We start from the raw sequence: 15,954 nt of genomic DNA, 5'->3' as shown, positions 1-15,954 counted from the left end.
CGGTCAGCAGGTGCTCCATCGCACGGTGGCGGTGCCTTTGCCCTTCGGGCCGTGCAGTTCGAGCGGCGCCGTCACGGGCGAGGGAACCCCGCACCAGTAGCGGACGCGCAACGCGCGCACGGTGAGCACGTCGGTGTGCCCGGGCTTGAGCGTTCCGCTGGACGGCTCGACCATCAGGCCGGGAGCCGATATCCGCCATTTCACGGGTTTTCCAGAGGTCGTCGAGAGAGTGAGGGTCCCCCTCCCGAACGCGTCGAGTGTGACGACGGACGGCGCCTGCACACCCCAGGCGCCCATCAGGAACGCGCCGGGAGATGCGGGGGTGTCGGGAGCGGCGCCCTGCCCGCCGGACCGCGTGGCACCCTCGCCAGTGACGCCCTCGGCCGCCGTGCCCTGCTGTCCACCGGGCTGCGCAGTGCCCCCGGCCGCCGTGCTCTGTCCGCCGGGCTGCGCGGCGCCCCCGGCGGTGCCGCCCCCAGCGGCGGTCGCGGTCACCGTGACCTGCGGCGTGCCGGTGGCCGTGCTCGTGGTGCCGCCGGTCGTGGTGCCGCCCGCCGCAGCGCCGTCCGTTCCCCCGGCCGCCGCGCCGTCCGTTCCACCGGCCGCCGCGGGGTTCGCGCCCGTCCCCGTTCCCGCCGGATCCGCGGACGCCTGCACGGCGCTCGCCTCCGGCGACCCTCTCTGGGACTGGGGGGCAGGAGCGAAGAGGTTGATTCCCGTCACGGTCCCCGCCGCCCCCGCGACGACGACGATGACGATCCGCAAGGCGGTCGCCCGAAGCAGCGTGCCGACCCGGGCCAGAACCTGGACGATCCTGATCTGCGCACCGGCCGGCGGTCTGCGGGCGAGCTCCACCTCGCCCGCCGTGTGGGCGGCATCGGCGACGTGGACGAGCGCGGGAGCGGGGGCAGGGACAGGGGCCGGGACCGCCTCGGCGGCGTGCGCCAGGGCCTCCCTGGCCCTGATCTGCGAGAGGAGCGCGTTGTAGAGAGGCGTGTCCTGCCCCGGCGGCAGCGCGGGACCCTCCCCCGAGGTGGGGTGCGTCCCTCTCGCCGCCCCGGGGAACGGGTTGGGCCGTTGCGCGGCGCGCGACTTCAACGTTCCCGGCGACCACGGCAGGCTCGGCTGGGTGTCCTCCTGGGAGATGGCCCGCACCGGGCGCTCGGGCGGTTCGGCCCCGGCGTCCGGCGCGGTGCCGGTAGGACGCGGCGCTTCCGGCTGCGCGGGCGGGACCAGGGGGCCGGGTCTCGTGTGCTCGCGGTCCCCCCTGCCCTCCCGATCTCCCCTGCCCTCCCGGTCCCCCCTGCTCTCCCGGGACGGCGGACGGGACTCCTCGCGGAACCCGACCGGCGACAGGCCGGAAGCGGCCGGCATCGACGGCGGAGCGGGCGGAGGCGCCGCAGGGGACGCCGGTGCGGGGACGGCTGGCGCGGAAGCGGTCGCGGGCGCCACCGCAGGAGCGGGCGCTGGCGCAGGAGCGGGAGCGGTGTCCACGGGAGCGGACAGCGGCATGCCGAACGACGAGGGGGGCCGATGGCCCGCCCGCTCTGCCGGAGCGGCCGGCGGAGGGGACGGCGGAGCGAGCCTGGCCCTGTGCCTGGCCCTGCCCAGGGCGTCCAGCAGTCGCTGCCTGGTCTCGGGCGTGAGGTCGGCGACCGGAGGGCGGGAGAGGATCTGCGGAACGGTGTATCGGATGTTGATGGGCCGCTTGCACACCACGCACGTCACGATGTGCCGGAGCAGCGCCGTACGGGCGGCACCGAAGTCGGCCGCCTCGCCGTGCTCGTCCGGGAAGACGGCGGCGGCCAGCGGAGCGATCTCCGGGCAGATCGGCCGGCCCCTGGCGAGGCCGTCCAGCCCGCTCACGAGGATCTCCACCACGTCCTGGGTGCGCGCGATGAGCCTGCCGGCCTCCTTCAGCGGCAGCGCGAGCACGTACACGAGATCTCGAAGCGGGAGTTCGTGGCGGTAGAGCAGGAGCAGCGTCTCCGCGCCCAGCGGGTCCGCCAGGCGCCACGCGCGCCGCACCGCGAGGTGGTCGGGGCCGCCGGTGCCGGGCCCGGGCAGGAATCCCCGTCCCGGGCCGGTAGCGACCTCACGGCGCAACGCGGACAGCAGCCAGGCCCGGTCTGAAACGTTCCCGGGCCGTTCGCGGGCGGCACACGACTCCAGCGCGGCGATCACCGCCGCGAGCATGGGGCCGGACTCGAGGTGGCCGGAGGCGTAGTCGACGAGGTGGGCGCCGTGCTCGTCCACCCATGCCATCCCCCGGCCGGGGTCGAGCGTCACATCCCCGGCGGGCGGATTCATGCGCACCGGATCGGGGTGAGGACGACGACGGCGTCATGTTCGGCCAGAGCATCCCTGCGACTTAGGCATGGCACTTGCCTAACAGGAAATCTTGATGCATACCGATACATAGAACGAGATCTTAGACTGACTGCGATGTGTTGGGAAGGAAAAGAACCAGAGAAATCCTGAGTTGAGGATAAGCCGCAAATAACACCTATATGGTCATCCGAAAGGGGCCCGGTCGCAGCGCCGTTACTATCTCCGAACTTGTCTGGAGAAGTTACTGATCATGTCTGCACTAACCGCGCCACAGGCCGGATGACCTGCTCTTTCATTCTGTTTTCACGCACCGGGCACAACCGGCGGCGGACGCGTTTCCATGCCCGCCTTTCACCCGTCATCCGTTCGCCACATCCGATGTGAATAGCCTTCATATCTTCGGGGAATAACCAGCCTTCCATGCTTTTTCGGCATTACAGCACGCGCACGCTCGGTCTCGGCGTGAAGCAGCTCCGCCGCGGTCCCCCGGAACATCCGCCGAAGGTCGCGGAAACGCGATCTCCGCGAATTCCCGGCACGAGGCGGTCCGGCACGTGTCAATTCGCATTGACGCTCGTGTCGGCGCCTACCCACGTTGACGTCATGGTTGATCAACTGCTGCTCGCCTGCGGGTTGGTCGTGGGCCCCCTCTTCACCGTCGCGTACCTCACCGAAGGCGCCGCACGCGCCTATACAGGCCGCGACGCCATCCGATCAGCTCCCTCGCCATCGGCGACCGCGGATGGGCCCAGACAGCCAACTTCTTCGTCGCGGGCCTGCTTTCCCTGGCCTTCGCCGTCGGCCTCTGGCGTGCCGGCCCCTCACACTGGGGCGCGCTCCTGGTCGGCGTCTGGGCGATCGGCATGGTCACTGGGGGAATCTTCCCTACGGATCCGGTGAGCGGCTTTCCTCCCGGAACTCCCGACCGGCTTGAGCACAGCACCCGGCAGGGAGTTCTCCACTCCCTCTTCTCCATGGTCGCGTTCGTTGCACTGACCGCGGCCTGCTTCGTGTTCGCCGGGTCGGGCGCGCGTGGATGGGCGATCTACCCGCCCACCCGCAACCACCGGTGCCCGGAACCGCGAAGAGACGTGCGTGGAGGCCGTCGTCGTGCTGTTCAACCGGGACCTGCGAATTCATGATCACCCGGCGTTGTCCGAGGCGTGCGCCGTGGCCCGGCGCGTCGTTCCGTTGTTCGTGTTCGACCCCGCCATCGGGGCCCGGCACCGCCGCGACTTCCTCCACGCGTCCCTCCACGACCTGCAGTCGTCCCTGCGCGCGCTCGGCGGGGACCTCGTCGTACGGCACGGCGACCCGGTGGCCCACGCCGTACGGACGGCCGGGGAGACGGGCGCGACGGCGATCTGGGCGAGCGAGGACGTCAGCCCGCTGGCGCGGCGGCGGGAGCGGCGCCTGGCGGAGGAGTGCCGAGCCCACCGGCTGGAGTTCCGCCTCTTCCCCGGCGTGACCGTGGTGCCGCCCGGCGCACTGCGGCCCGGCAGCGGGAGCCACTACCGCGTCTTCTCGCCCTACTGGCGGGCCTGGTCGGCCACCGCGAGACGGCCGGTCCTCGGCGCGCCCCACCGCCTGTGCCTGCCGCCCGGCGTCGATCCCGGCTTCCTGCCCGAGGCGTCCCCCGAGCCGTACGGGGTCGTGCGGGGCGGGGAGAACGAGGCGCGGCGGCGGCTGGAGCGGTGGGTGGGCGACGGCCTGGCCTCCTACGCCGAGACGCGCGACCGGATGGCGGGGCGCACCTCGATGCTGAGCGCCTACCTCCACTTCGGCTGCCTGTCGCCGTCCGAGGTGGTGGATCGCGCCTGCGGACGACCGGGCGGCGAGGAGTACGTGAGGCAACTGTGCTGGCGCGACTTCCACTACCAGGTCGTCGACGCGTTCCCGGACATGGGCCGGCGCGACTACCGGCCGAGGAACGTGGAGTGGCGGCGCGACGAGGAGGCGGAGGCCGCCTGGCGGGAGGGCGCGACCGGGGTCCCGATCGTCGACGCGGGCATGCGCCAGCTTCGCGCCGAGGGCTGGATGCACAACCGGGTGCGCCTGGTCACCGGCTCCTACCTGACCAAGCGCCTCGGGATCGACTGGCGGGCCGGGCTGGAGCACTTCGCCGAGTGGCTGCTCGACGGCGACATGCCGAACAACTGCGGCAACTGGCAGTGGGTCGCGGGCACGGGCAACGACACCCGGCCCTACCGCACGCTCAACCCCCTGCGCCAGGCGAAGAGATTCGACCCGGAGGGGGAGTACGTGCGGCGCTACGTCCCCGAGCTCGCGGCGCTGCCCGGCGACCTGGTCCACGAGCCGTGGAAGGTACGCGGCGGGGTGCCGGGCTACCCCTCTGCTCCCCTCGGCGGCGAGCTCAGGGCGTGACCACCCATCTCGTCCGCGGCGGGAACGCCCAAGGCCGAGCGCCCGCGCAGAAGATCAGAAGATCAGAACGAGCTTGCCGGTGGTGTGGCCGGTCTCGATCAGCCGGTGTGCCCGCGCCACCTCCTCGATCGGGATCGCCTCCTGGATCCGCACCTTCAGGTCGCCCTTCTCCCACAGGGCCGTCAGCCCGGCGAGCCGGTCCACCGAGCGCTCGGTGCCCAGCCGCTGGACGCCGATCCGGTCGGCGGCGGGCTGGTAGGCGATGGTGCCGACACGCGTCCGGTCGGCCACCAGCGCCGCCGAGACCTCGAGCGCCTCCACGGTCCCGGCCGCGTCGAGCGCGGCGTCCACGCCGTCCGGGGCGGCCGCCCGCACCCGCTCGGCCAGCCCGTCGCCGTACGCCACGGGGATCACGCCGAGGTCGCGCAGGAAGGCGTGGTTGCGTTCGCTCGCGGTGCCGATGACCGTCGCCCCGAGCGCGCGGGCGATCTGCACGGCGAACGTGCCGACCCCGCCCGCCGCCGCGTGCACGAGAAGGGTGTCGCCGGAGCCGACGCGCAGCCTCTCCAGCGCGGTGCCGGCGGTCTGCCCCGACGCCGACAGCACCCCGGCCTCCGGCCACGGCATCGACGCGGGCTTCGGCACCACCTGCCCGGCCGGGACGACGACGTGCTCGGCGTACGACGCGAGCATCGCCCAGCCGACGACCTCGTCGCCGACGGTCAGGGCGGTGACGCCCTCCCCCACGGCGTCGATCACACCGGCGAACTCGTTGCCCAGCCGCTGCGGGAACGTCGCGGGCATGTAGGCGTGCGCGCCCCCGCCGCGGAACAGCGCGTCGAACGGCTGCACGCCCGCCGCCCGCACCCGGACCCGGATCGCGCCGGGCCCCGGCTCGTCCGGCGCCGTCTCGACGACCTCGAGCACCTCCGGGCCGCCGTAGGCGGAGAACGCGACCGTCCTGCTCATGCGTCTCTCCTCGTCATCCTGGCGAGCTGGCCGACGACCCACTCGCGGTAGTCCTTGGACAGCGGATCGGCGCCGACGATCCCCTCGACCATGCGGGGCAACGCGATGGGCGCGAAGGCCAGCGCGTAGGCGACCAGCAGGACGAACTCGGCGTCCAGCTCTCCGGTGATCTCGCCTTCCTCCTGGCGCCTGCGGGTCCGCTCCACGGCCTGGCGCAGCCGGTCTCGCTGTGCCGCCGCCCATTCGTCGTCGCTCGCGGCGGCCAAGCCGTCCCCCAGCGCCTGCCACACCACGAGCCGGGACCAATCCGGGTCGTCCAGCGTCGCGTCGAGGTGGGCGGCCACGCTCTCGGCGTACGTCGCGCCGGGCGGCGTCACGCTCTCCTGTGCCCGCGCCCACCTGCGGCGCAGTTCCTCGACGAGCCCCTGCTTGCCGCCGAAGTAGTACGAGATGAGCTGCTGGTTGACCCCCGCTCGCGCCGCGATGGCGGCCGTGCGGGCTCCGGCGTACCCCTTCGCGCCGAACTCTTCGACCGCCGCCTCCAGGATCCGCTCGCGGGTCCGTTCCGCGGCCTTCCCGCGCTCCTGTGGCGAGCGCCGTGCTGAGGAAGCCATGCGCCGCACCTTAGCCATTCATGTGGTTGAGTGACAAATATCAATCACTTACTTGAACAGGATGAGGGCATGATCTTCACAGAGCGCGAGATCGAGTACCTCGGCGGTCAGCGGATCGGGCGCCTGGCCACGCTCCATCCGAACGGGACGCTCCAGGTGAGCCCGGTCGGATTCCGCTACAACCAGGAGCTCCGGACGATCGACATCGGAGGGCGCGACATGGCGGCCAGCCGCAAGTTCCGCAACGTGCTGGCCAACGGCAAGGTGGCGTTCGTCGTCGACGACGTCCCGTCCGTCGATCCTTGGCAGGTGCGCTGCCTGGAGATACGCGGGTGGGGCGAGGCGCTCACCGAAGCCGCCGGCTCGAACGCCCCGCTGCCCGGCCCGATCATCCGCGTCCATCCGCGGCGGATCATCAGCTTCGGCGTCGACCCCGGCAACCCCTCGGCCGGCAAGCGTGACGTCCCGGAGGCGTGAGCGCCGTCGGAGCCGGGTCAGCCGGCAGGCCGGCAGCGGCGGTGGACCTCGTCCACCCGCTCGGTGAGGCCCCTGCGGTCGAGGTGTTCCAGCAGCGGCACCGCGACCCTGCGGCTGGTGCCGAGCGCGCTCCTGGCCTGGCTGACCGTGAACGGCTTCGGCAGCCGGGCCAGCAGCGCCGCCGCACGTGCGTCGGCGCCCGGCGCGAGCACGACGCCCTCGGCCACCCGCAGCAGCGCCCCGGCGCGTACGGCGGCGGCGAGCTCGCGTGGCCCGAGCCCCAGCGCGGCCAGCCGCCCGGCGTCCGGCGCCTGGAACGGGGCCGTGGCCAGGTCGTCCAGCAGGGCCCGCACCGCCCGGGCGACGGGGGCGGGCAGCCCGGCCGTCCCGGCCACGACGCGGCCCGTCGTGGTGATCCGCCCGTCGGCCACCGTCAACGGCGGCCGTACGAGTGCCGTGACGAGCCGGCGGTCGGGCAGGCCCAGCTCGTGGCGGGCGGCCTCCACCGGCATCCCCGGCTCCAAGGGGTGATCGGCGGCGTATCGCCGCACGACCTCGGGCAGCCGGGTGGACAGTTCCGACCAGTGATCGGGGTCGGCGTGCCAGCCGGCGGCCACCGGCCGCCCCTCCGGCGGGCAGCCCATCGCGGCCAACTCGCCGTCGCGCAGCAGCAGGTGCGTACGCAGGAGGGACGCCGCGTCCGCCGACGCGTCCGCCAGCGCCTTCGCCCGCTCCCTGGCCGCCCCCCTGCGGCGCAGCTCCGGGGGACGCACGTCGAGCACGGTCGCCCGCGCGAGCACCCGCAGCTCGTCCTGCCCCCGGCCCGGGTCGCGCAGCAGCAGCGTGTCGCCCAGGTGCAGGGGAAGCGGCCGGGACAGGCGCAGCCGGGCCGCCGCCCCCTCGGCCTCGGCGCCGAGCGGCCGCACCTCGCACGGCACCGACGCCGAGCCGATGTGTGCGGTGAGCCGCGCCGGCAGCGGCCCGCGCGCGCCTTCCGCCATCGTCACGCGCACGTCGGCCAGGCTCGTCGCCGTCCAGGCGCCGGGCGTAACGAGGGCGTGCCCGCGTTGCGGCGCGATCCGACCGCGCAGGTTGAGCGCCACCCGGGCGACCCCGGTGACCGACTCGACGTGCTCCTTCAACGACTCCAGGGCGCGCACCCGCACGGGCTCGCCGTCCAGCTCCAGCTCGTCGCCCACCTCGACGCGGCCGGCGGGCAGCGTGCCGGTCACGACGGTCCCGCTGCCGCGCACGCTGAACGCCCGGTCGATCCACAGCCGCACCGGAGCTCGCGGATCGGGCGCGGGCAGCGCCGCCACCAGCCGGTCGAGGGCGGCCCGCAGCCCGTCGAGGCCCTGGCCGGTACGCCCGCTCACCGCCAGGGCCTCCACCTCGCCCAGCCCGGCCTTCACCAGCCGGTCGCGCGCGTCCTCCAGGACGGAGGCGGGGTCGGCGAGGTCCGCCCGGGTGACGGCGAGCAGGCCGTGCCGTACGCCGAGGGTGCGCAGCGCGACCAGATGCTCCTCCGACTGGGGCATCCACCCCTCGTCGGCGGCGACGACGAACATCACGGCGGGCACCGGGCCGACACCGGCGAGCATCGTGCCGAGGAACCGCTCGTGCCCGGGCACGTCGACGAACGCCACCCGCTCCCCGGAGGGCAGCGTCGTCCAGGCGTAGCCCAGCTCGATGGTGAGCCCACGGCGGCGCTCCTCCGTCAGCCGGTCGGGCTCCATCCCGGTCAACGCCCGCACCAGCGTCGACTTGCCGTGGTCGACGTGTCCGGCCGTGGCCACGACGTGCATGCGCGGAGCCATCAGGAGGTCGCCTTGAGGACGGCCGCGAGGACCTCGCCGTCCCGGTCCGGCGGCACGGCGCGCAGGTCGAGCAGCAGGCGGCCCCCCTCGACCCGGCCGACGACCGGCGGCTCGCCGCGCCGCAACGGTGCGGCCAGCCGTTCCGGCAGGCTCACGGCCATGCTCGGCAGGCGCACGCCGGGGGCTCCGCCTCCGCCTACGGTGGCCTCCGCGCGCACGGCCGCCGCGTCCACACCCGCCTGGCACAGCGCCTTGGCCAGCGCCTCGGCCCGCTCCCCGAGGGTGATCGGATCGGCGTGGAGAGCCTGCCGTACGGGGGGCTCCGGGCCGCGCAGCGTCGCCTCGAGCGCGGCCAGCGTCAGCTTGTCCACGCGCAGCGCGCGGGCGAGCGGGTGCCGCCTGAGCCGTTCGACCAGGTCGCGGCGGCCGAGCAGCAGGCCCGCCTGCGGGCCGCCGAGCAGCTTGTCGCCGCTCGCGGTGACCAGGTCGGCGCCGGCCCGCAGCACGCTCGCGGCGTCGGGCTCCGCCGGCAGGAGGGGATCGCGTTCGAGCAACCCCGAACCGATGTCGACCACAACGGGCACGCCCAGCCCGGTCAGCTCGGCCACCTCGACAGAGCCGGTGAAGCCCTCGACCCGGAAGTTCGACGGGTGGACCTTGAGCACGAACCCCGTCTGCGGCCCGAGCACGTCGCGGTAGTCGGCCAGGGCGGTGCGGTTGGTCGTGCCCACCTCGCGCAGGCACGCGCCGGTGGACACGAGCAGGTCGGGGATGCGGAATCCGTCGCCGATCTCGACCAGCTCGCCCCTGCTGATCACGATCTCCCGCCCGGCGGCGAGCGCGGTGGCGGCCAGCACGAGGGCGGCGGCGTTGTTGTTGACCACGTGGACGTCTCCGGCGTCGGGCACGGCCCGCGCGAGCGCCTCGATCGCGCCGCGTCCCCGCCTCGCCCGCGCTCCCGACGCCAGGTCGAACTCCACGTCGGTCGCCCCCGCCGCCACCGCCACCGCATCCACGGCGGCCGGGGACAACGGCGCGCGACCCAGGTTCGTGTGGAGCAGCACGCCGGTCATGTTGATGACAGGCCGGAGGCTCGTGGCGTGGCGCGGCAGCGCCGCCAGCGCGACGTCCGCGACGTCCTCCGGCTCGATCTCGCCCTGCCGCGCCCGCTGCTGCGCGTTCACGACCGCGTCCTTGACCGCCGGACGGCCGAGCCGCTCGACGGCGGCGATCAGCCGCGGATCGGCCAGCACGGCGTCGGTGCGCGGCACCCGCCTCCGTGGATCCACACTTCAAATTACAGCGGCGGTGCCCCGCCCACCCCGGCCTGCTCCCCCGCCGCTCCGGCGGGTGACACCCTTCTCCCGATTTCGACGGTAACGGCGGAGTCCTCGTCCGCGAGTCCCTGGTGACCGCCTCGGGAGGAGAGCCCCATGGATGCGCAGGACCACACCGCCGCCGGTCCTCGCCGGGAACCGGCGGTCCGGGCCGGGACAGCGAACGGACGCGGCGTGCTCGAAGGGGCGTTCCACCTGCTCGACGTCCTCTCGGCGGCCGAGGAGGGAGCCGGTCTGTCCGAGCTCGCCCGCGACGCCGGCATTCCGAAGGCGACCACCTATCGCCTGCTGCGGCAGCTCGCGAACCTCGGCGCGGTGCAACAGCACGGGCAGCGCTACTTCGTCGGGCAGCGGCTCGCCCGCCTGGGCGGCTCCTGGCACCCCGACCCGCGGCTGCGGGCCGCCGCCCGCGAACCCGTGCGCCTGCTGTCCGCGCTGACCACGACCGTCGTGTTCCTCACCGTGCTGGAAGGGGAGCGGGTCAGGGTCATCACGGCGGCGCGGGGAGAGATCAAGGAGGTGCCGCCGGTCCTGCCGGGCTCCGAGCTGGCCGAGGCGACCGCCGCGGGCCGGGTGCTGCTGACGCAGAGACCGGACGGCGACGCGGTGCCGCCGGGGTTCACGCTCGCCGAATGGCGGCGGGCCCAGGCGTCCGTCCGCCGGTCGGGTTCGGTCGCCGTCGATCACCAGGAGGTCCTTCCCGGCGTCTGCTGCGTGGCCGTACCGGTCCGGCGCCCGGACGGCGAGATCGTCGCGTCGATCAGCGCGCTCGCGGTGCGACCGGCGGTGCCGGCCGGGCTCACCGAACTCGTGCTGCGCGCGTCGCGGGAGATCACACGCAACCTCGGCCGCACCTGACGCCCGGTCCGCTGAGTGGACCGCGCCGCGGATGTTCTGCAGGGCGTCGCCGGCCGCGGCCTCGCGAACCGCGTCAATCCGACGTTCCTGACCGGCACCCTCGCGAAGGAGCCCCGGCTACTCCTCGGCGAACAGGTCGGCGGCCGAGGTCGCGGTAGCGGCGCGCCGTACCCAGCCGTCCAGCAGGCCCAAATCAGTGCAGGCCCTGATGAAAGCGCGGTCGGAATCGGAGATAGGAATGCCGCGCGCCTCCAGGATGGTCAGCACCGCCCTCGCCTCGCCCTGTGCGCGACCGGCTTCGAGGCCCTTGCCGAAGTGCATCTTCGCGAACGGGCTGTAGACCGGCCAAACAGTGGACTCCATGAGTGCCTCCATCAGGTGTCGGGCGGCCTGCGACGCCATCCGATATCCATACTCATAGTTATCAGTTGTTTGCAAGAAGTAGTCGCCGTCTTGACGAGGTCCGCCGTCAACAATCCGGTCAGATGCCGCAGGGATTCCGGCCTGCCCGACGTCGTGATCGTGATGGTGTACGAATGCGGAGCGCCTGAGGATGTGGGGCCGACCGATCCACTCGTCCGCTCCGCCCCGGTCGACGGGGCCCCACCCGGCAGATCCACCGCGTATCTTCCGGCAGATCCACCGCGTATCTTCCGGCAGATTCACCACAGATCACTCGGCAGATCCACCACAACTACTGCGGCAGATCTACCACGGAGGTACCGGCAGATCTACCACCGATCTGGCCACTCACCCTATCCTGAGCTGGTGGACGTCGATGAGCTCACGCTCTATCCCAGGCGTGTGGAAGTCATGGCACTAGAGGCACTGACGGACACTCGCGTAGTCGTGATCAACGGTGCCCGCCAGGTCGGCAAGAGCACTCTGGCGAAAGCGATCGTGCGACGCTCGCCCGGGGCTCGCGAGATCTATCTCGACGAAGCCGCCGTACGTTCGGCCGCGCGGAACGATCCGGACGGCATCGTGCGCCACGACGGGCTTCTGCTCATCGACGAGATCCAACGCGTTCCCGAGCTGCTTCTGTCGATCAAACGCGTGGTCGACGCGGATCCGCGGCCTGGACGCTTCCTACTAACGGGATCCGCCCGGCTTCTGGGCCTGCGAGACCTGCCGGACGCACTACCCGGCCGGTCGGAGACGATTGAGCTGTGGCCGCTCTCACAGGGCGAGATCGAGCGAAGCCCGGATGGTTTCGTCGACGCCGCCTTCCAGGAAGGGCCTGACCTCAAGGTCCCGAGGACGCGCCTTCGTCGGGCCGACTACGTGGACCGTGCACTGAGAGGAGGCTATCCGGAAGCAGTCCACCGGCCGACTCACCGGAGGAGGGCCCGCTTCTTCGAGTCGTACATCTCGGATCTGATCAATCGTGATGTCAGACAGGTCTCCGACATCGAACGCCCCGCCGACATGCGTCGCCTGCTCAACGTCCTGTGCGGCCGGATGGGCGGCCTGGCCGTGATCGACAACATCGGCCGTGATCTGGGGCTGCCGCACACCACCACCAAGCGGTATGTCGATCTGCTCGAACTCGTATACGTGATCCGACGAATACCGGCGTGGTCCTCCAACGCCACCACTCGCGCGATCGCGACGCCGAAGCTGCTGGTAGTGGACTCCGGTCTCGGGGCTCATCTCGCAGGGCTCACTCCCGCCCGCGCCACGGACTTCACCGCCCCGGTCGGGCCTCTCCTGGAGAACTTCGCTCTCGGCGAGCTGGCCCGCCAACTCACCTGGACCGAGGAACCTGTCAGGCTCTACCACTACCGAGACCGCGATGGAGTGGAAGTCGACGGAGTGCTGGAGAGGGCATCCGGGGAGATCATCGGCATCGAGGTCAAGGCGGCGGAGACCGTTCGCGGCGAGGACTTTCAAGGGCTTCGGAAACTCGCTCGCAAGCTCGGCGACCGGCTGATCGCCGGATACGTCCTCTATGCGGGTCCGGAGGCGCTCCCCTTCGGGGATCGGATGCGGGCGCTTCCGATGTCCGCGTTGTGGGAGGTGGGGCCGGAGGCCTGACGGGGGAAGGCGAAGGGTGAGCGGAGGTGGACGGGAATCGAACCCGCCAGGCCGAGGACCTCGGCCTCGTCGGTTTTGAAGACCGCGGGGGCCACCAGGCGCCCACACACCTCCAGGGAGAAACCTAACCGGAACGGGGTAGGGACCGGGCCGGCGCCCGTGTGGCGGCGTGGCGGACGGACGACGCGAGAACGGGTGCGGCATGACCGATACGGCGGAACGGGCCGGGATCCGGCTGACCCAGCAGGCGCACGGAGGCGGCTGCGCCTGCAAGATTCCCCCGGGCGAGCTGGAGAGCATCGTGGCCGGGCTCGTGGCCCCCGACCCGTCAGCGTACGCGAACGAACTGGTCATCGGGCTGGACGACGGCGACGACGCGGCCGTGGTCAGGATCGAGGGCGGCCGGGCGGTCGTCGCCACCGCGGACTTCTTCACCCCCGTCGTGGACGACCCGTACGACTGGGGGCGGATCGCGGCCACCAACGCGCTATCCGACGTGTACGCGGTGGGCGGCGAACCGGTCGTGGCGGTGAACCTGCTGGGCTGGCCCAGGGAGACGCTGTCCATGGACCTCGCCAGGGAGGTGCTGCGCGGGGGCCTGGACGTGGCGCGGGCGGCGGGCTGCCACGTCGCGGGTGGGCACAGCGTGGACGATCCCGAGCCGAAGTACGGCATGGCGGTCACCGGCCTGGCCGACCCGGACCGGCTGCTGCGCATCGACGCGGGCCGGGCAGGGACCCCGATCTCCCTCACCAAACCGCTCGGCGTGGGCGTGCTCAACACGAGGCACAAGGCGACGGGCGAGGCGTTCCCGCAGGCGGTCGAGGTCATGACGACGCTCAACCGGGACGCCTCGCGGGCGGCGCTGGCGGCCGGGGCCGGGTGCGCGACCGACGTGACCGGATTCGGCCTGCTCGGCCACCTCTACAAGCTCGCCAGGGCGAGCGGCGTCACGGCGGTGGTCGACGTGGCGGCCGTGCCCTACCTGGAGGGCGCGCGGCAGGCGGTGCGCGACGGCCACGTCAGCGGCGGCACCCGCCGCAACCTGGACTGGGTGCGCCCCCACCTCGACCCGGGCCGGTGCGGGGAGGAGGATCTGCTCCTGCTGGCCGACGCCCAGACCTCGGGCGGCCTGCTGGTCGCCGGCGAGATCCCCGGCGCGCCGATCGTCGGCGAACTCGTCCTGGCAGAGCCCGCCGCGATCCGGCTCGCCTGACGCCGCCCGCGCTCACCGGTGATCCCCCGGGCGGTCACGTGGTAGACCCGGGACATGCGACCTGAGCCCGGCGAGGTGCTGCATTTCTCCGAGGACCCCGAGATCACCCGATTCGTTCCGCACGTCGCCGCCACCGCACGGCAGCCGGAGGCGTACGTCTGGGCGGTGACGGCTGAGCGCTGTCCCGACTACTGGTTCCCCCGCCAGTGTCCCCGGGCCATGGCCTGGACGACCCCGGCGACCACGGACGACGACCACCACCGGATCATCGGGCCGGGCTGCGGCCGGCGCGTCCACGCCATCGAATACGGCTGGCTGGAGGCGTTCCTCACCGTCCGCCTGTACGCCTACCGCTTCCCGGCGGAGAAGTTCGTCCCGTTCGGGGAGCCGGTGCCGAACGCGGTGGTCGCCACCGAGCCCGTCGAACCCCTCGGGCCGCCCGAACCCGTCGGCGACCTGCTGCGGCTGCACGAGGAGGCCGGCATCCAGCTCAGGCTGCTGGACAACCTCTGGCCGTTCTGGGACGCGGTGACCATCAGTTCCCTGGGCTGGAGCGGCATCCGCCTCCGCAACGCACGCCCCCGGCGCCCACAGGAGTCAGCGGGGTTTGCCGAGTGACCACAGGGATGCCGCCATGAGAAGAGCGGTCAGCCCGCCGCAGATCATCACGGTGGAGACCGAGAAGGCGTCGACGACGCGTCCGCCGAGGAACGCGCCGAGGGCGAAGGTCGCCTGGAAGGCAGAGGTGAAAACGACCGTCGCGGCTTCGGGCGTGCGAGGGGCGGCGGCGATGAACGATGCCTGCGAACAGACGGGTACGCCTCCGTAAGCCAAGCCCCAGACCACGAGTGACACCACGGCGCCGATGGTTGTGCCGCCGGCCGAGGGCAGCAGCAGGGTCGTGACCGCGATCAGGCAGCCGCAGGTCACGAAGGTCGATCGCAGCCGCGTGACTGTGCCTTTGCCGGCCAGGAAGTTGCCGGCGATTCCGGCGATGCCGTACGCCAGCAGGATGGCGCTGACGGCGGCGGGAGGCAGGCCGGTGACGTTCTGGAGGAAGGGGGTGACGTAGGTGTAGGTGCCGAAATGGGCCAAGACGATGAGGAACGTGGCCAGCAAGGCGATGGCGGCACCTCGGGTGCGCAGCAGGTCGAGCAGGACGCGAGGGCTGGTGACCTGATGGGCGGGCAGCGGCGGCAGCAGCAGTATCAGGGTCACAAGGACCAGGAGTGCCGGCACGGCCAAGACCAGGAAGGCGGTCCGCCAGCCGGCGACGTTGCCGATGAAGGTCCCGGCCGGTACGCCGAGCACGGAGCCCAACGGCACGGCCGAGAAGATCACAGCGGTGGCGGCGCCGACGGCGTGCGGCGGCATCAGACGGCCGGCCAGCCCGGCCCCGATGGACCAGAAGCCGCCGATCGTGAGGCCGACGAGCACCCTGGAGATCAGCACGATCCAGTAGGAGGTCGCCACTGCGGCCAGCACATCGGCTGCCGCGAGCACCCCCATGAGGACGCACAGCATCACACGGCGATCCAGGCGCGCGGTGGTCAGTGTGACGGTAGGCGCGGCGACCGCGGCGACGAGACCGGGCAGGGCCATGGTCAGCCCTGTGGTGCCGTCGGAGATGCCGAAGTCGGCGCCTATGGCGGGCAGCAGGCCGATGGGCAGGATTTCGCTGGTGACGATGGCGAAGATGCCCAGCATGAGCGAGGTGACGGCGAGCCAGCCGATGAGAGGCGAGCGGGGCCGGGTGAGCGTGGTGGTCGACATGGGTCCGTTCGGCCAGGGTGCGGGTGGAGGGCGTGCACCCAGCCAAGCAGTGGGGAGGCAGCGGGCACCGGCACGTTTCGGACGTGACCAGACACCTTGCCGGCGGTGGTCGGCAAGCCGGGGCGTGCAGCGGGCATCGT

The 15,954-nt window shown here is 72.5% G+C and carries 13 protein-coding genes, 1 tRNA gene and 1 pseudogene; 7 read left to right on the top strand and 8 right to left on the bottom strand.

Annotated features, from left to right (window positions below; genetic code table 11):
* Positions 1–3 precede the first annotated feature (3 nt).
* Positions 4–2,310: a hypothetical protein gene (locus BXA11_RS30870; RefSeq protein WP_143734605.1), complete on the bottom strand. Its 2,307-nt coding sequence runs from the start codon at positions 2,308–2,310 to the stop codon at positions 4–6.
* A 647-nt stretch (positions 2,311–2,957) separates the two neighbouring features.
* Between BXA11_RS30870 and BXA11_RS45840 the strand changes: the two genes are divergently transcribed.
* Both BXA11_RS45840 and BXA11_RS30860 read left to right on the top strand, forming a co-directional pair.
* Positions 2,958–3,473 carry a DUF998 domain-containing protein gene (locus BXA11_RS45840; RefSeq protein ID WP_083744693.1) on the top strand — a complete coding sequence of 172 codons (516 nt, stop codon included), beginning with the start codon at positions 2,958–2,960 and terminating at the stop codon, positions 3,471–3,473.
* Positions 3,427–4,716, top strand: a complete 1,290-nt coding sequence (locus BXA11_RS30860; protein WP_076440170.1) for a cryptochrome/photolyase family protein — start codon at positions 3,427–3,429, stop codon at positions 4,714–4,716. The genes BXA11_RS45840 and BXA11_RS30860 overlap by 47 nt, the downstream gene beginning before the upstream one ends.
* 54 nt (positions 4,717–4,770) lie before the next feature.
* On the opposite strand, the gene BXA11_RS30855 is transcribed toward BXA11_RS30860, so the two are convergent.
* Positions 4,771–5,685, bottom strand: a complete 915-nt coding sequence (locus BXA11_RS30855; protein WP_076440168.1) for an NADP-dependent oxidoreductase — start codon at positions 5,683–5,685, stop codon at positions 4,771–4,773.
* Positions 5,682–6,299, bottom strand: coding sequence for a TetR/AcrR family transcriptional regulator (locus BXA11_RS30850; protein WP_076440166.1), 618 nt, complete (start codon positions 6,297–6,299; stop codon positions 5,682–5,684). Before BXA11_RS30850 ends, BXA11_RS30855 begins: the two co-directional genes overlap by 4 nt.
* A 69-nt stretch (positions 6,300–6,368) precedes the next feature.
* On the opposite strand from BXA11_RS30850, the gene BXA11_RS30845 reads away from it, so the two are divergent.
* The gene (locus BXA11_RS30845) at positions 6,369–6,776 is read left to right on the top strand and encodes a PPOX class F420-dependent oxidoreductase (protein WP_076440164.1); all 408 of its coding nucleotides are present in this window, start codon (positions 6,369–6,371) and stop codon (positions 6,774–6,776) included.
* Positions 6,777–6,793: 17 nt separating this feature from the next.
* Here the strand turns inward: BXA11_RS30845 and selB are convergent, their stop codons facing one another.
* Positions 6,794–8,593: a selenocysteine-specific translation elongation factor gene (gene selB / locus BXA11_RS30840; protein ID WP_239105135.1), complete on the bottom strand. Its 1,800-nt coding sequence runs from the start codon at positions 8,591–8,593 to the stop codon at positions 6,794–6,796.
* Positions 8,593–9,882: an L-seryl-tRNA(Sec) selenium transferase gene (gene selA / locus BXA11_RS30835; protein ID WP_076440161.1), complete on the bottom strand. Its 1,290-nt coding sequence runs from the start codon at positions 9,880–9,882 to the stop codon at positions 8,593–8,595. Before selA ends, selB begins: the two co-directional genes overlap by 1 nt.
* A 144-nt stretch (positions 9,883–10,026) precedes the next feature.
* Between selA and BXA11_RS30830 the strand changes: the two genes are divergently transcribed.
* Positions 10,027–10,788, top strand: coding sequence for an IclR family transcriptional regulator (locus tag BXA11_RS30830; protein WP_083744692.1), 762 nt, complete (start codon positions 10,027–10,029; stop codon positions 10,786–10,788).
* A gap of 117 nt (positions 10,789–10,905) precedes the next feature.
* On the opposite strand, the gene BXA11_RS30825 is transcribed toward BXA11_RS30830, so the two are convergent.
* The gene (locus tag BXA11_RS30825) at positions 10,906–11,151 is read right to left on the bottom strand and encodes a hypothetical protein (RefSeq protein WP_143734604.1); all 246 of its coding nucleotides are present in this window, start codon (positions 11,149–11,151) and stop codon (positions 10,906–10,908) included.
* Positions 11,152–11,313: 162 nt separating this feature from the next.
* On the opposite strand from BXA11_RS30825, the pseudogene BXA11_RS30820 reads away from it, so the two are divergent.
* A pseudogene (locus BXA11_RS30820) lies at positions 11,314–12,639 on the top strand (ATP-binding protein); the annotation flags it as partial.
* 206 nt (positions 12,640–12,845) lie between these two features.
* On the opposite strand, the gene BXA11_RS30815 reads toward BXA11_RS30820, so the two are convergent.
* Positions 12,846–12,939 (bottom strand) — tRNA-Sec (locus tag BXA11_RS30815).
* 88 nt (positions 12,940–13,027) lie between these two features.
* Here BXA11_RS30815 and selD point away from each other — a divergent pair.
* Positions 13,028–14,041 (top strand): selenide, water dikinase SelD, encoded by a 1,014-nt coding sequence (gene selD / locus BXA11_RS30810; RefSeq protein ID WP_076440159.1) that lies wholly within the window; start codon positions 13,028–13,030, stop codon positions 14,039–14,041.
* A gap of 54 nt (positions 14,042–14,095) precedes the next feature.
* Positions 14,096–14,659: a DUF6886 family protein gene (locus BXA11_RS30805; RefSeq protein ID WP_076440157.1), complete on the top strand. Its 564-nt coding sequence runs from the start codon at positions 14,096–14,098 to the stop codon at positions 14,657–14,659.
* On the opposite strand, the gene BXA11_RS30800 is transcribed toward BXA11_RS30805, so the two are convergent.
* On the bottom strand, positions 14,639–15,814 hold the full coding sequence (locus BXA11_RS30800) for an MFS transporter (RefSeq protein WP_076440155.1): 1,176 nt from the start codon (positions 15,812–15,814) through the stop codon (positions 14,639–14,641). The genes BXA11_RS30805 and BXA11_RS30800 overlap by 21 nt on opposite strands.
* Positions 15,815–15,954: the final 140 nt, after the last annotated feature.

Origin of the sequence: Microbispora rosea (assembly GCF_900156315.1) — a bacterium.
Taxonomy (GTDB): Bacteria; Actinomycetota; Actinomycetes; order Streptosporangiales; family Streptosporangiaceae; genus Microbispora; species Microbispora rosea.
This window is presented reverse-complemented; position numbering and strand designations above follow the sequence as displayed.

Excerpts from the sequence above, each read along its gene's own strand:
- selB (WP_239105135.1), bottom strand. The coding sequence starts at position 8,593 with ATGGCTCCGCGCATGCACGTCGTGGCCACGGCCGGACACGTCGACCAC.
- BXA11_RS30805 (WP_076440157.1), top strand. The coding sequence starts at position 14,096 with ATGCGACCTGAGCCCGGCGAGGTGCTGCATTTCTCCGAGGACCCCGAG.
- BXA11_RS30855 (WP_076440168.1), bottom strand. The coding sequence starts at position 5,685 with ATGAGCAGGACGGTCGCGTTCTCCGCCTACGGCGGCCCGGAGGTGCTC.
- BXA11_RS30825 (WP_143734604.1), bottom strand. The coding sequence starts at position 11,151 with ATGGAGTCCACTGTTTGGCCGGTCTACAGCCCGTTCGCGAAGATGCAC.
- BXA11_RS30800 (WP_076440155.1), bottom strand. The coding sequence starts at position 15,814 with ATGTCGACCACCACGCTCACCCGGCCCCGCTCGCCTCTCATCGGCTGG.
- BXA11_RS30845 (WP_076440164.1), top strand. The coding sequence starts at position 6,369 with ATGATCTTCACAGAGCGCGAGATCGAGTACCTCGGCGGTCAGCGGATC.
- BXA11_RS30850 (WP_076440166.1), bottom strand. The coding sequence starts at position 6,299 with ATGGCTTCCTCAGCACGGCGCTCGCCACAGGAGCGCGGGAAGGCCGCG.
- BXA11_RS30870 (WP_143734605.1), bottom strand. The coding sequence starts at position 2,310 with ATGAATCCGCCCGCCGGGGATGTGACGCTCGACCCCGGCCGGGGGATG.
- BXA11_RS30830 (WP_083744692.1), top strand. The coding sequence starts at position 10,027 with ATGGATGCGCAGGACCACACCGCCGCCGGTCCTCGCCGGGAACCGGCG.
- selD (WP_076440159.1), top strand. The coding sequence starts at position 13,028 with ATGACCGATACGGCGGAACGGGCCGGGATCCGGCTGACCCAGCAGGCG.